The sequence below is a fragment of the Sphingobacterium sp. DR205 genome (assembly GCF_011064245.1).
GTDB classification, from domain to species: Bacteria; Bacteroidota; Bacteroidia; order Sphingobacteriales; family Sphingobacteriaceae; genus Sphingobacterium; species Sphingobacterium athyrii.
This window is the reverse complement of the sequence record NZ_CP049333.1, coordinates 2009538-2024429: the sequence shown is the minus strand read 5'-3', so window position 1 is coordinate 2024429 and position 14892 is coordinate 2009538. Positions and strand designations below refer to the sequence as shown.

The window sequence follows — 14892 nt, the reverse complement described above, 5'->3', positions numbered from 1 at the left end:
TCATTTTAGAAATTAAAGTTTAAGCCAAACGAGTAAGTCCGCTGAAAAGGATAAGCCGTCCGGTCGCCGACAATTTCAGGGTCTAGATAATCCATCAGTTTGGTAAACTCAAAAAGGTTTTCGCCGCTGACAAACAGACGTAGCCGATCGATTCCCCATCTATCTGTGATCAATTTCGGAAGGGTGTAACCCAGGGTCACATTCTTCACTCTTAAATAGCCTGCATTCTGCAAATATTTGGTCTGTGTGGCAGCCAGTTCGATACCGCTCTGCTCAGCTACATAGGACTTGGGTCTTGGCAAATAGGCATTTGGATTCTCGGGTGTCCAATGGTCCAGGTTAAACTTGGTCAGACTCGCCCAGGGCTGCGCATAAATACCCCAAAAATAATGGTCGCCACCCGGAGGATAATAGTTTCTTTTTCCGACACCTTGCAAGAAAACACGCAGATCAATACCATTCCAGCTTGAATTCAAATCAACCCCGTAGCTGTAACGTTGTCTCGAATTACCAATTACCTTGTAGTCTCCATGGTTGGCTAAGGTCCAATCACCCCGGTTTATTTCGCCATCACCGTTGATATCGGCAAATTTAAGGTCGCCAGGTTCCAATCCCCTTGTACCAGGGTAAGAGGTCACATTATTTTGATTGGCATGCGCCTTGATCTCTTCCTGCGATTGGAAGAATCCTAAGGTCGTCAGTCCCCACATTTCACCCAATTCCTGACCAACATAATAATCACTTAAGTTATTTATCGGATTATTGTATTTCGTAATATAGGCTCTGCTATCTGCGAGATTGATCCTTGCCGAGACTGTGAACGGTTTGCTGGCCACCATAAATTCTTTGTTGTAACCAAGAGTCAATTCCCAACCATTGGTTTTTAGGTTTGCCGCATTTTCAAATGGTACACCTGTACCCAGCACGACCGGCAATACCCGGCCTGCTGTCAACATATCTTTTGTATCGCGACGATAAATATCGAATGAACCGAAAAGCTGATTTTTAAACAAGCCGATATCCACCCCAAAATTAGCCTGCGTAATGGTCTCCCAGGTCAGGGTCGACGACACTAAGCCCGGACTGCCCACAATGGGTACAACCTTGCCATCCAAGATAGCACCACTGCCCTTGGACATCTCGGCAATGTAAGGGTAATAGATGTCCCTTAAATCCTGGTTTGCCAACGAACCGTACGATCCCCGCAGTTTAAAATTAGATACCGTTTCCTTCAGCGGCTGAAAGAAGTTTTCCTGCGAAACTACCCAGGCTGCAGATACCGAAGGGTTGAATGCGAATCTGTCTTTTTTAGGGAACCGCGAAGAGCCATCGTAGCGTAAATTAGACTCGAGGATATACTTGTCTTTGTAGGTATAATTCAATCTGGCAAAAGCTCCCCGCACTGACCAGGCATAATCTGATGCCCCGACAGAAGGCGTTTGACCCGTCGCTAAACCGATCGTGGGTAGTGAATTGGAAATCAGCTGATCACGGGATGCCGAGAAAGACTCGTAGATCCGTTCTTCCTGGTTGAAACCCAGCATCATTGAAAAATAGTGATCCTTGATTGTACGTTGATATTGCGAGTAGATGTTGTACACATTATAGCGTGTTTCATTACTTCCATTGGAGGCATAACTGTTAAAGTTTTGCTTGGTCATCACATCTGGCCCTGTGCTATAGGCAAGCGGCAACTGAAAGAAATGTGATTTTCCTGAAACCCTTCTGAAGGTCGCGTCCCCGTTCAAGGTCCAAACATTCTTGATGAAGTCGATCTTTGCGCCAAAGCTAGTCTGAAAATCATTATTTCGGCTAATACTACGCCCCCCTTCGGCTACCGCACCGATCATGTTTACCCCGGCTTCGGTATAGGTACCGTCCGGATTATAAACGGTATTTAACGAAGGCTGACGGTTGACATTATGCCAATAGAGATAGCCCTGATCAATTGCTGAAGGCTGATCATATTTATCGTTGGTAAAGGTCGTATTATTGGACAAGGTAAACCAGTCCGTGATTTTATAATCACCTTTTACCCTGAAATTATAACGATCATAGGTATCGGGGCTAATGCGCAACATCCCGTTTTGTCTATAATATTCACCCGAAAGATAGAAGGAAGAACGATCATTTTTTTGTGCGATGCTGATGTTGTTGGTATACGAAGGCTGAATATCTTTATATACCTCCTTAAACCAATCCGTAGACCCCAGATAGAGATAAGCATTTTTATTTTGCGGATCGACAATCACACGCGGCAAGGACGGATCTTCGCTCAGCTGTTTACCATATTCCAGCATTTTCTCATCATAAAGGCTATACCAGGGTGCGGACATGATATTTCTGTATTTCATGACCTGATAAGGGTCGTCTTCTATTTCCACCGACCGTGTAATTGCCTTGGCGCCAAAAATGGAGTTGGCGGTCACCTTGATATCCTTTGTTGTCCCCGATTTGGTGGTCACCAATACCACACCAAAAGCAGCGCGGCTACCGTAGATCGCTGCCGATGCGGCATCTTTTAACACCGTCACACTGGCGATGTCCATGGGATTCATGCGATTGAGTTCATCGTTTGTGGCTGGCACCCCGTCGATCACGATCAAAGGTCCACCTCCCGATAGCGAAGTGTAACCACGCACGTTGATTCCCGGCGAACTATTGGCTCTTCCCGATGTCGGTGTAATGTTCAGATTGGCCATAGCGCCCTGCAAAGCCGTCCCCACATTGGTAATGGGTCTACTTTCTAGAAACTTTTCGCCGATCTGATCGACAGCTCCCGAAAGATTGATCTTTTTTTGCGTACCGTAGCCAACCACAATAACCTCATCCAGATGAGACTCGGCAGTTTCCATCAGTACATCCGCCCTGTTCTTGTCCGAGACATTGACTTCGGCATCTTTATAGCCCATAAAACGAAATAAGAGGATTGCCTTCTCCGGAACACGAATATTGTACCGGCCGTCCCTGTCGGTACTTGTTGATATTCCGGGTACCCCTAATACGGTCACGCTTACTCCCGTCATAGGTCCCGAAGCATCCCTGACAATACCTGAGATCTCACGATCCGTTTGCTTCTTTTCTTTAATGACAATGGTACTTCCCATGATATCGAAGATCAGATTGCGTCCGCGCAATGTTTTTGCCAGCGCGGCCCTCACATCGGATCCGGCCACGGAAATATCCACACGCGAAGCATTTTCAAATAATCTTTCGTCGTAAAATAGACGTAATCTGGTTTGATTGGAAATCTCTTTAAGAACAGTTTCAATCCTAGCATTTTTCAAGGATAGATTTACTTGTTGCGCATATCCTGATGCTCTAGCACCAATCGTAAATGCCAGCAGCAGTACACAAATCAACTTCATAGTCACTATGACTTTAATGCTTAGGGTATAAGAATGACTTCTCCGGTCCCCCCGTGCTATTAATGGAGAAAAAAATTTCATAACTTTGAATTGTTAAGGGTTTAATAATCTATAGAATTCGCACTTCAATAAATTTGGCTCTTTACAACAGGGGATGCGTCAACATCCCCTTTTCTTTTGTATCGGACCTTTTGGCTAAGTTGTCTGCTTATATCATATTTTATAAATTTTAATTGGTAAAAAATTAACTGCATTAACGAATGACAATATGCCGTCCATCGATCTCAAACTTTCTGTTGGTCCCGAAGGCCAGAATTCGCAATACCTCAGAGAGCCTTGATTCCCTACTGAGCGTCCCATTAAACCGACTGTTAAGGGGTATATCCCCCACATTGACAAATTCCACATTATACCAGCGCGAAACCTGGTCAATAATCTCGGCAAAGCTACTGCCATCAAGTACAAACTCACCCCGTTGCCAAGCTGTATTTTTTTGGATGTCTGCTGGCTGTACGTGTATTTTATTCGCACTGATGATCGCTTCATTTCCGGGAGAAAGATAAGCTTCGCGCCCTTGGTTCATAATTTTAACCTTACCTTCCACCAATGAGGTGTTGATTTCCTTGTGGTAGGCATTGACATTAAAACTGGTACCCAGTACTTCGATAACGGAGTTTTCGACCTCAATGCGAAAAGGTTTGCTGGCATCTTTGGCCACTTGAAAAAAGGCCTCACCGACCAGCTTCACCCTGCGTTCATCACCGACAAATTGATCCGGATATTCTAATTTAGAAGCAGCATTCAGCCAGACTGTCGTTCCATCGCTCAACAGGACACTATAGGTGCCGGCAGCTGGAACCTCCAATGTGAGGTTTCCTTTAAATTCGCTGGGTTTTATATTTTCAGAAAGTGTTTCCCTTCCCAATAACTGAGTTTCTCCCTGTTCATTGGATAGTTTAGCAAAGCGTTCCCCCGGAAGAATATCATTTTTAAACAGGCCGGAGGTATCCGCTGTGATTGCAGCGAGTTGTGGAACAGAGCTTGTCTGTTTTTGGTGTAATAATAAAAACGTGGTCGTTAATGCCAAAAGAATAGAGGCAGCTATGGCCACCCGTTTCCAGGCAAAGACATTCTTTTTGGGTTTTACCTGATTTATCTCGCCTTCAAATTTGTGCATCAGCATATTTTTTGAACGCTCCAAGGCCGCCTCTTTTTCCATGATCGGAAGTGCTGGTTCTTCATCAAATGAAAAGAACCATTCGGTTACCATCCGTTCTTCATCCGGATTACATTCCCCCTTGAGATATTTTTTCAGTAATTTTTGAGCCTGCTCTCTTTGATTATCTTCTGTCATATATTTATATAACCCCAGATAAACTGTAGAAGTACCGAAAAAAAATGCTTTTTATTTTGCTTTAAGCTTTAAACGACTTAAAGCCAGGGAGATATTATTTTTGACAGTCTGTTCGGATATGGATAAACGGAAAGCGATCTCCTTAATGCTCAAGCCTTCCACCCGGCTGAGATTGAATGCAGACTGCATGGTCATAGGCATTTTGGCGATTTCATGATCCAGCATAAAGGATAACTCCTGAACCAGTAGTTTCTCATCGCTGCTACTCGCACCGACGGGTTCTTCTTCTAATGGAAGCACAAGCCGTTCAAAATGCTTGATCCGCTTCTGATCTTGGATCATCCAGTCGATTACCTCATATTTGGCCGCTTTGAAAAGATAGGGGTAGATTGAATCCTCAATTTCAATTTTATGGCGCCGGTTCCACAAAGAGGCAAAAACGTCCTGAAGGATATCTTCCGCATCCGTAATTGAGCCGATCCGTTTTAGGATAAAGCTTAGTAATGTATTGCCATAGCGATCAAACAACACCGAAAATGCTTGTGTATTGTCATCTTTTACAATATCAAACAGTTCCTTATCAGACAATTCTTTCATGACGCATTGATTATATGTACGCGATATCGGATTTCCAGAGGATTTATGCAAAGTTATAATTGTGATGTTAATATAACATTAAATTGTACATCGTGCAAGATCAAGTTAAAATCTATTTTTCCACAGGATAAGGCTTCTGACAAAATCTTCAAGCTGCGTGGTATTGGATCTAAATGTGTAGTCATATTAGTTGTTAAAGCTCAACTTTGGGATTATAGATCAATAAACGGATCCTCGTATCCAATAAAAAAGGCCGGAACAATTGCTGCTCCGGCCTCAAAAAAAACCTTTAACCCTATGTTTACCTATTCATCTTTCTAAAAATATCCACTAATGAACAAGGCTGGCGAAAAGCAGTCCCCACCCCATTCGTTCATTTTCTGAAAGAAAAGCTGGGCGGACAGAAATTTGTATTTAAAATCCGCTAAGACGCGTTCAAAATGCCTGCGCCGAAAATATATTTCCATTGTGCCTGCACAGTGAATCAACCGGTTCCCGACATCAAAACTTGATTGACGACCGACAATAATTCATGTATCTCAAAAGGCTTGGGTAGAAAGTCGTTAGCTCCAGCATTGAGGGCAATATCCCGACCATTATATGAAGCTGAAATACAGAGGATAAAAAGGCCGTTGAATTCTTTATGCATACGAATCTGCCTAATAAGATCCCCACCATTTGTTCCTGGCATATGTAAATCACAGATAAACATATCAGGTTTTTCGTTTATTATCATGTCCAAGACGAGCGAACTGTTGCTTTCGCTTATGACGGTGGCATCAGTCATGCTCAATATCAGCTCCAAAGCCTCCAAAATTACGAGGTTATCGTCACATAAAAAGATCTTTTTGCTCATTGTCTTAAAATCTATCGTAAAAACTACCACACATTGTTCTCTTTTTGTGTTATCATGTGCAAAAAAATGCTTGACTGGATCCCCTCTCTACTTTTGTACAATATTCCCAATCAATAATCTTTATTCCTACCTGGTCTCACCTGGACTTAGATCCTGTTCAACCAGTGGAATTCGTTGAATCTGTTCACGCATCCAATTGTTAAAATCTATATCCGATGCGATCTTCAGCTTTTTACGCAATCTATTTTTGCGTACCTGTACAGCCCGTACCGTGACAAAAGTATATTGAGCAATATTTTTGGTCGAAAAATTAAGAAAGGTCATAGCGCAAAATTCTAATTCGCTACTACGGATTTTAGGGTTAATTTTCTTTAATGAGACAACAAAATCTGGATAGATCTCAGTGAACAAAGCCAAAAATTCAGCACTATTATTCTTCGCTAAAGCAATGAGATCATTAAAGTTATTCCTTTCCATTATATATTGTTTTTCGGTAAATTTTCATTTCTTATTTCCAACCGCTGACAAAACCCTTTCATCAATAGCTGACAATTAAGCTCGACAGAGCTCAAATGATCCCTGCCGAGTTAATCCCAAATATATTATCACGGGCCCTCACGCAAATCGGGTCCGGGTGATAAACAGCACTGCGAGTATCCAACGTATTAACGGTCTATTTTAGCGATGCTTTTATCCATTAGCTTCTTAGCCGGAATAGCTGGCCCAGTCTGCTTGACAAATATTTGCATTAAAAGAAAGAATCAAGAAAAACAGCCTTTCACATTAGTATCACATTTTATAAAAACCTAATAAACAGCACATTGAAATCACAAAAAAGCTACATTTAATCTAACGCGAAAGTTAGATAAACCTCTTGCTACTCCAAAAGAAAAAGCCATCTTCGCAAGAAAGCTTTCGATTTTGTTATTTTTCCACTACTGCTCGATGTCCAGTTCAAATGATTCCGTTTCCGGAGTAGACTATTACACTCTTTACTCCCATAAAAAAGCTCGACAGATAAGATAACCTGTCGAGCAAATTGCAGTGGATTAAACAATATCTTCTGGAATATTACCAGTTGATCACGCGATCGTCATCATCCGCTCTATCCCAAGATTCTTGAGGATCGTTGCTGGTCGTTGCAGCAGAACCTGCAGCGATACCTTGTTCCAATTCAACATTGACGGCCTCAATCTTTGGGCTCGTATATATTTTTTTTGATTTATTTGTGTTCATGTCCTATTGTTTTAAATACCATTTTAATGCTTCAAGTATCTAGCTGTACCTATAGGGTACATGCAATTTTCTTTCTACCACTTCCAGATCCCAACATTTTGGTCGCTCCCTGAACAACTTGGGTAATTTTAACGTTATTAGCAGTAGAGCTCCATGGTACCAGGTTAAAATTACCTTGTGTCAGCACCAATGGATATAACGTTCCGCCAGAACTTTTGCTACCATACATTTGCACTTCTCCCGAACGGCTAATGACCACACGGATAATCGGATTTGTTGCAGTACCTGTCATACTATAGATCTGAGGAATAGTGGCTCCTCCCTCGGCATTGGCTCCGTTATATTCACTTCCGTCCGCGAAGCGTATATTCTTAGGCGCAATTGAAATACCCGATTCAAACTGAATCTCTTGTGTTGCTAATTTTGTTCCATTGATTTCCATATTGAAGGAGTTGTCCAATTGAAGGATATCAAAGACAAATCCATAATCTGCTCCCGGAGCAGTAAGATCTTTGGTCACAACATATCCTGCCGGCTGAGTTACTCCATCAACGACAGCTCCACTTCCTGACGCTGCATAATTCCAGTTGAGGTCAGCTCCACCGGTTACCGGTTCTGTACAAGTCTTGAAGTTCAGGTTCAGGTTATAACGCTGTCCTGGCAGTATCTGTAAACCTGCAACACCAACATTGGATCTTGTTTCACCGTCAATCGTAATTGATCCAAAGCTGAATATACCATTTGTTTCTCCTGGATGGATCAATAGCGTAGGATTACTAGTCACCGAACGTAAGCCCGCTCCCAAAAGCGGGAACTGTACCGCAGTACTAGACGTAGTGCCATTATAGGTTATTGCACCATCTGCTAATTTTAAACTCGCATTCGAATGTGTAGGGTTTATTGTCGGCGAAACCAAACTTGTTATTGCACCGGTCATTTCGGTTGCCATGCTCAAGTTAGTGGTTACTTCACTATACTGATGTTTTAAAACCACTTCAAGATTATTATCACCAGAATGAACTGTTAGGTCTTTTTTGAAGTACATCAGGTCTGCGCTGATGTTCTCCAGGCTTGCATTGTCCAAATCAGCCTGTGCCGTTACAGCGGGTACTGAAGAGGTGCTGTTGACTGAATAGGCGACGAATGTGTAGGTTTTTTCTGCATCCAATTCAATTTCAGTTGAGTTATCTACTGAATTTGTATAGGTTTTTTCAGTTACATAATCACCATCAGCGTTATATACGACGATTTTATATTTGATGTTGGCTGCCAAGGGCGTTCTTTCTTCGACTACCGCCGCACGGCTACCGGACGAGGCCCGTAACAGGTTGCCACTTGTCACGGACGGCTCGCTGGTCAATGTTGCTTCAAAAGAACTTGTACGGGTAAAAGGGACAACGACTGTCTGTGCTGTAGTCGAGGAACTAGTTCCATTACCCGCTTTCTTTGTTGTTACCACTGGGTTTTCTACCCCAAGCAACTGAATGTTAACGCTCGCTTTGCCACTTGCTGCCACACTGTCTTTGCTTTCCTTACAGGAATACATAGATCCACATACCAAAGCTGATAAAACAAATGTCCTCAAGCTTCTTCCTGTCTGTGTTTGTAAAACCATTTTTTTTCTTAGTTTTTGATGATTAATAAACATTTTAATTAATTAGCGACAAATATCAAAACAATTTCTCATAAAGAAACAACTGTAACATATCACAAATATATCACATATTTATGCGTATAAAACAAATAAAATGCGTTAATTAGAAAAATATTATCTTTAAATAACACTAACAAAACAATCAGAAGCACTTGAATCTAGTTTTTTTGAGCGATTACTTTATATAACGGAGTTAAAAAACACCATAAATCAAATCACCTTAAAAATGTGATACATATGCGATATATCTGTGATATCTAAATCAGTCAATTTATTAAACTATAGCATTATTTTTGATGCAAAATGTGTAATATATTGAATCGATATATTAAGTTATGAGAAGTCACCAGAACAGCTAATTATTTAAATGAAGAGATATTAAATACCCAATGTTAATTTTAAAACGCCAAGAATAGTACAAAACAGTAGGAATCTAAACTAATAAAAGGCATTTATTAGGAGGATACAGCTGCTTTGATCCAGTATTGCACAATGTATCCTATTTTAATAGATGTTAGTCATAAACCAAATAATAAAAATACACATGAAAAAGAAAACTGAAAAAAAGATCTACGTGACACCCGTCATCGAGCAGTTAGATGTACTGATGGAGGAAGGTGTGGCCGCAGGCTCGGCAGGGTCAGCCCAACCCGGAGGAGGCTCCGGTGTTAACGAAACAGAATGGAATAACGGTGGATCAGAAACCCAGGATCCGAGTGGCGGTGAATGGTGGAACTAATCAAAATTATTTAAAACAATTATGAAAAAAACAATATTTCAACTAGCAAAAACAAAACTATCCTTGATCATTCTCTTAGCAGTTGCCGTTTCCTGTAGCAAGGAGAAAGGTGAAAATACTGTTGAAGTGAATAAAGGGATAAAACTGGCTTTAACAGAAGCCCAATTCGGCGGAGATAATATATCCGTGGCGAAAGCTTCGGCAAAAGCCGGCGCAACTGAACCTTTAACGATAACTAAAGAAATTCAGTCGGGACCGTTTAGCATCACCGCAGAACTGACCGAAAATACCCCAAGTAACAGCGGGCTTAAAGCATCCACCGGTAAAAAGGCCGCAACGAAATTGCTGTCATTGAGAGGTCCGGTAACCTATCGGGTAGTAGCCTATGAAACAGACGGTACCTACATCGATCAGTCCGTTGGCGATGCTTCGGATTCAACCCAGGTATTCTTTGGGGATAAATTGATCGCAGGCAATAAGTATACCTTTGTGATCTATTCATTAGGTTCTACGACCACCCCTCCTCCTGCAGCTCCAACAACAAACCTGTATACAGCAGGTCAGGTGAATTTCGCTTTTACAAGCTATGAAGAGAATGGAGGTGACTTTATGTATGCCATCGAAAAAGACGTCACCATACTCGGCAACAATACTCCGACTCCGTTGACGACACCATTGCAGCACATGTTTACCCGTGTGACCCTGCTTGTCGACAATAGCGATGCGACGGGTACATTTGGTACTGCAAACTATGTAAAAGGAGGTTACCTTTCGGAGGTTCCGGTACAAGCTGAATGGGTTTCACCTTTCGCTAACCCAACTGTCGACCTGAGTACCGGCGAAACCCTATCCGCTACCAATGCGATAAACGTACCCCCTGTTTCAAATCTAAATGCAACAGCACGGACTTTTATCGTCAACCAGAGTCAGTCAACCAATTTTTCAATTGCATTAACAATACCAAGCGGTCAGATCAAAATCGGTCATGATGTCAATGCGCAAGCGGTAAGCTTTAATTTTTCAAATGCGGGTCTAGGCTTAAAACCGGGCTTTTCTTACACCATGAAATTACGTTTTAACAGCGACCGTTTTGTCAATGCGTCCAATGTCACCAGAAGCGCTACTGCTGCTGATGCACGCTATGCTGTCATCGCCGGCTATCGTTGGGATCGTTTTAACCTTGGTGTGGTCGATGTAAACCCTGCAACCAATAATCCTGATGCCGTTCCTTCTGTACAGGCACTATACGGTAATTACTACCAATGGGGCCGTCAGGCTGCAGTGGCAAATGCTTACAGTGGTGATGCTGCAATCCCGGGATGGGATACTTCATCAGCTCCGGACGGTTCATGGAATAATGGTACCGCAGCGGCTCCTATAAAGGCAGCATTGGATCCATGTGGTACAGGAGATAGAGTACCTAGTCAAGCTGAATATACCCGTTTAGGAACTTATACCCGCCATACTTCCATTGGAAACTGGATTCCAAATACAGGAACTTCAGCTGGATTATCCGACTTTACAGCGGCACATATTATGACCAGTAGAAAAAGTAGTGATATTAAATTAAGCTTTCCTGCAAATGGTCATAGAGAAACAGTTGACGGATCTCAGCGTCTCAGACAAGCAACTGCTATTTACTGGTTAAATATGGAAGTCGGCGGTAATGATAGAGCTTATCAGGGCCGAGGATTCCAAAGTGGTTCTTGGGATGTACAGAATTATTTCAAACGTGCGGCTTACCCGGTACGTTGTATCCAGGATAAATAAGAGGCTTAAAAATTTTCATAAGTAGTCATTATATAATCCCTATTTGACTAGAAATTTCCTATTGAAAACAATAGGAAGAAAAGCCCGGCTGGTTTATCCAAGCCGGGCTTTTTCTCCTATACATAATTTTACTCTCCATTCGATTCAAAGCTATCCATCTCTAACATTGCTTTACTGTTCACCTACGACGCTTCCAATTTCTCCAAGTTCTTAAAAAAATGTACCGGGGAGTTTCAGAAAAAGTCTCTATTGTCCAGATTACGCATCTATACCGGAGAAATAATCACGGCATTTTTGTCATGCGGTTCAATTTGGTACAGAAAGTGTATTACTTTAAATTTATAATTTAAGTTTAACATTAGTTAGGTTAAAACGCTTTAATCTCCCCAGTTCAATATTGATTCTTTTCCTTAAATCACGTGCTGATAGACGAGCAAAGCCGCAGCCAGATCTTCTATCGCTAAACCCGCCGACTTAAATAAAGTAATTTCCTCCAAAGATGATCTTCCCCTAATCTCACCACAGCAAAGTTCTTTAATATCGCCTTTGATACTGTTTGGATCAAGAATTCCGGATGCAATCGGAATCGCCAACTCCCCCGTCTCATGTAGTGCGCCGGCTCGCGAATCCACAAATATGCTACTCTTCAATATAGCCATGTCGTCTACTTCGCGTGTTTTAGGCGTATGGGACCCGATCAGGTCCAGATGTGTACCTGCCTTTATCCACTCTCCTTTTACCAGCGGTTCATGACTTAACGTAGCACAAGAAATCACATCTGCCCTACCCACAGCTTCTTCCAAATTATCGGCATATGCAACCTTAGTAAATCCTGCCTGTTGTAAGCTGGATACCAGTTCTACACCTTTCGCTGCATTTCTTGTCCAGATCAAGATTTGGTCATACTGACGGACAACAGAATGTGCTTGCACAAGATGCTGGGCAACTTTCCCGCCGCCAACAATTAACAAGGTTTTTGAATCCTCCCGAGCTAAATAAGAAGCCGCTAAAGCAGAAGTACAGGCGGTTCGGCGGGAGGTCAGTCCGGCAGCATCCATCTGAACTAAAAATTCTCCGGTCACTGCATCCAATAAAGTATATAGGGCATGTATTGCCGGTAGGTTTTTACGATGATTCTCGGGAGCAACAACAACCTGTTTGATTCCGATATAGGTATCTGTCCAGGAAGGCATTAAAATAAGCGTATTTTCAATTCCCTCAGCATTTTGATAAAAGTGATGATGCCGAACAGGCATCGTAAAAGCCGATTGAAAAACCTTGCGCAGTGCTTCGATCAATTCATCATGGTTAAGTACAGCATCAATCGTTTCTTTTTCAATGATTCTCATATTTTCAACAGCATCTTTTAAAACCATAAACATAGCAAATAATCCGAGCTGCACATCCTTATAAACTGACCATTCATTACCGTTTTTTACCCAAAGCGCCGCAAGTGCTTAATTAACACTTGACGCTTTGGGTAATTAGCAGCAAAGGATCTTTAACAACAGAACCTGCTCTACCTGGTTACAATCCTGTCGCAGGTGGTCCGGATGAATTAATTGCAGCCACATTTGTCAGCTTCACTTCCACCTCAAATGTTCCCTCCATCAGGACACGAAAGCCAAAAACAGGGTTGATATTATGGTTAGGATGTCCATCCATTGCTGCAAAGCGCATCGGTATACGGTAATAAATATTGTAATCCCAATTGGTCTTACCATCATTAAATTTTGTGAGGGGAAACGGAGCCACTTCATAGTCACATACCAATGCCGTGTTTGTCGCAACGACCGGATTGAAACGAACGTGCGATTCAAAGGTCGGACGATCACCACGTTTGATCACCTGCCCCGCACTTGGATCCCATGCGCGACCATTCTTATCGACAATTTTCAAGATCACGCGCGCCCCCTCATCGGAGACTTTGGTACAGGTCAATTTGATGTTATTATTATAAGCCGGTGTAAACGTCTCAGCAGCATTAGATCCGGTCAATGAGGCATAAGTCAACTCAAAAATATCCTCCAAAAAAGGTTCGATGACATGGATCTCCGCAAATGATTTATAGATTTTAGTACCCTTGCGGTTCGTTGCCTGCAAATCAAAAGTATAGACACCCAATGGTAGATTTGCCGATGCGCGATTAAAACTAATCTGTCCGCTGACGGGATTAAATTCCATCGGAGTTACCTGCTTCAATTCACGTTTCGCTTTCAACAGGGCGACCGTTGTATCCGTTGCCGCATTGAAAGTCATGCCTTCCTTAAAAACTTCAATTTCATACATTTTTGTGAATTCCTCCGGTGCAGGCTCTCCCGTCGACTTATTCCGCAGATTTAACATTTTGAATTCAAAAGGTGGAGTCGATCCGTCTGCATTTATCCGATCCGAAAGCATGAGCGTCATTCCGCGCTTACAATAGATCACACTGTCACGATATCGAATGGTATCACTTAAAAAACCCTCCTCTATTTTTGAACAGGAGGAAATGATTATACCGATCATTATTCCCAATAGGATCGTGTACCTTGTTATATGATTCATTTTCATTGACATATATTTTTTTAATCCCTCCTACTTAGTTGGAAGCCATTTTTTCTTTATTAAAAAATAAACGATGATCACCGTGCAACACGTGTATGACACCCGTGGTCGTGATAATCCCCGAAGTCTGTACATCTACGCGCACATCTCGTGCTGCTTCCGGAATCGTATTTTGATCAGGTTCCTCCGAATCCAGCGTTCCATTCACTTTCGTGTAATATAAATAGTCAACATAGTCGACATAGGAACTATAATCTCTTGTTCGTCTCAATCCCAACTGAAATCGAACCCCGGGGATAGGTCCAAACAAATTGGCAAAGTATGCACCATTAATATCCAGCTTATCACGTTCCACCTTTCCTTTAAACATATATATCTTCAAAGAATCCAATCTTTTTGGATCAATATCATCAATGGAAAAGGAAATATTTTCATCGCCTACCTCTGCGATACGCTGTTGTTTTTTAGCACTCACATAGTCTGCTACCCCCCAATTTGTCGTTGCATAAAAGGTGATATCACTGTTCACCAACTCTTTTAAGTTCGCACGGTCAATGATCCGCACCAGCGAATCGAATTTTGGATGCGATGCCAGATAATCATAGGTGCTCATATTTACTTTCGCTTGATGGATACCGCCATCGTTGATATAATCGTTTTTCGAGCATGAGGTCAATACATGAAAAAACAACAGGGCAAACAATAGATATGCACAGGTCTTTTTTATTATTTTAGTCATTATTTCTAAAGATTTTAAGTTTCTAAATCTGT

The 14892-nt window shown here is 41.9% G+C and carries 12 protein-coding genes; 2 read left to right on the top strand and 10 right to left on the bottom strand.

The window, feature by feature from the left end:
* Positions 1-5: 5 nt before the first annotated feature.
* From G6053_RS08445 to G6053_RS08415, 7 genes are all read right to left on the bottom strand, one after another.
* Complete coding sequence (locus tag G6053_RS08445; RefSeq protein ID WP_241254952.1) at positions 6-3368, bottom strand: TonB-dependent receptor; 3363 nt, start codon at positions 3366-3368, stop codon at positions 6-8.
* Positions 3369-3621: 253 nt separating this feature from the next.
* Positions 3622-4722, bottom strand: coding sequence for a FecR family protein (locus tag G6053_RS08440; RefSeq protein ID WP_165306165.1), 1101 nt, complete (start codon positions 4720-4722; stop codon positions 3622-3624).
* 51 nt (positions 4723-4773) lie between these two features.
* Complete coding sequence (locus tag G6053_RS08435) at positions 4774-5319, bottom strand: sigma-70 family RNA polymerase sigma factor (RefSeq protein ID WP_165306164.1); 546 nt, start codon at positions 5317-5319, stop codon at positions 4774-4776.
* A 484-nt stretch (positions 5320-5803) separates the two neighbouring features.
* A complete protein-coding gene (locus G6053_RS08430) occupies positions 5804-6175 on the bottom strand; it encodes a response regulator (RefSeq protein ID WP_108632508.1) in 372 nt (123 codons plus the stop codon).
* Between the two features lie 126 nt (positions 6176-6301).
* Positions 6302-6652, bottom strand: coding sequence for a hypothetical protein (locus G6053_RS08425; RefSeq protein ID WP_206531897.1), 351 nt, complete (start codon positions 6650-6652; stop codon positions 6302-6304).
* Positions 6653-7246: 594 nt separating this feature from the next.
* A complete protein-coding gene (locus G6053_RS08420; protein WP_165306163.1) occupies positions 7247-7411 on the bottom strand; it encodes a hypothetical protein in 165 nt (54 codons plus the stop codon).
* A gap of 49 nt (positions 7412-7460) precedes the next feature.
* Positions 7461-9026: a fimbrillin family protein gene (locus G6053_RS08415; protein WP_165306162.1), complete on the bottom strand. Its 1566-nt coding sequence runs from the start codon at positions 9024-9026 to the stop codon at positions 7461-7463.
* A 550-nt stretch (positions 9027-9576) separates the two neighbouring features.
* Between G6053_RS08415 and G6053_RS08410 the strand changes: the two genes are divergently transcribed.
* Positions 9577-9804, top strand: a complete 228-nt coding sequence (locus G6053_RS08410; RefSeq protein WP_206531896.1) for a hypothetical protein — start codon at positions 9577-9579, stop codon at positions 9802-9804.
* 21 nt (positions 9805-9825) lie between these two features.
* On the top strand, positions 9826-11574 hold the full coding sequence (locus G6053_RS08405; protein ID WP_108632510.1) for a hypothetical protein: 1749 nt from the start codon (positions 9826-9828) through the stop codon (positions 11572-11574).
* A 410-nt stretch (positions 11575-11984) separates the two neighbouring features.
* On the opposite strand, the gene G6053_RS08400 is transcribed toward G6053_RS08405, so the two are convergent.
* The 3 genes from G6053_RS08400 to G6053_RS08390 all read right to left on the bottom strand — a co-directional run bounded on the left by G6053_RS08400 (position 11985) and on the right by G6053_RS08390 (position 14860).
* Positions 11985-12923, bottom strand: coding sequence for an ornithine cyclodeaminase family protein (locus G6053_RS08400; RefSeq protein ID WP_165306161.1), 939 nt, complete (start codon positions 12921-12923; stop codon positions 11985-11987).
* Positions 12924-13101: 178 nt separating this feature from the next.
* The gene (locus tag G6053_RS08395) at positions 13102-14127 is read right to left on the bottom strand and encodes a DUF5007 domain-containing protein (RefSeq protein WP_165306160.1); all 1026 of its coding nucleotides are present in this window, start codon (positions 14125-14127) and stop codon (positions 13102-13104) included.
* A 28-nt stretch (positions 14128-14155) separates the two neighbouring features.
* The gene (locus tag G6053_RS08390; RefSeq protein WP_108632512.1) at positions 14156-14860 is read right to left on the bottom strand and encodes a hypothetical protein; all 705 of its coding nucleotides are present in this window, start codon (positions 14858-14860) and stop codon (positions 14156-14158) included.
* Positions 14861-14892: the final 32 nt, after the last annotated feature.

Coding starts and splice junctions, on each gene's coding strand:
- G6053_RS08445 (WP_241254952.1), bottom strand. CDS start 3,368: ATGAAGTTGATTTGTGTACTGCTGCTGGCATTTACGATTGGTGCTAGA.
- G6053_RS08440 (WP_165306165.1), bottom strand. CDS start 4,722: ATGACAGAAGATAATCAAAGAGAGCAGGCTCAAAAATTACTGAAAAAA.
- G6053_RS08435 (WP_165306164.1), bottom strand. CDS start 5,319: ATGAAAGAATTGTCTGATAAGGAACTGTTTGATATTGTAAAAGATGAC.
- G6053_RS08430 (WP_108632508.1), bottom strand. CDS start 6,175: ATGAGCAAAAAGATCTTTTTATGTGACGATAACCTCGTAATTTTGGAG.
- G6053_RS08425 (WP_206531897.1), bottom strand. CDS start 6,652: ATGGAAAGGAATAACTTTAATGATCTCATTGCTTTAGCGAAGAATAAT.
- G6053_RS08420 (WP_165306163.1), bottom strand. CDS start 7,411: ATGAACACAAATAAATCAAAAAAAATATATACGAGCCCAAAGATTGAG.
- G6053_RS08415 (WP_165306162.1), bottom strand. CDS start 9,026: ATGGTTTTACAAACACAGACAGGAAGAAGCTTGAGGACATTTGTTTTA.
- G6053_RS08410 (WP_206531896.1), top strand. CDS start 9,577: ATGTTAGTCATAAACCAAATAATAAAAATACACATGAAAAAGAAAACT.
- G6053_RS08405 (WP_108632510.1), top strand. CDS start 9,826: ATGAAAAAAACAATATTTCAACTAGCAAAAACAAAACTATCCTTGATC.
- G6053_RS08400 (WP_165306161.1), bottom strand. CDS start 12,923: ATGAGAATCATTGAAAAAGAAACGATTGATGCTGTACTTAACCATGAT.
- G6053_RS08395 (WP_165306160.1), bottom strand. CDS start 14,127: ATGAAAATGAATCATATAACAAGGTACACGATCCTATTGGGAATAATG.
- G6053_RS08390 (WP_108632512.1), bottom strand. CDS start 14,860: ATGACTAAAATAATAAAAAAGACCTGTGCATATCTATTGTTTGCCCTG.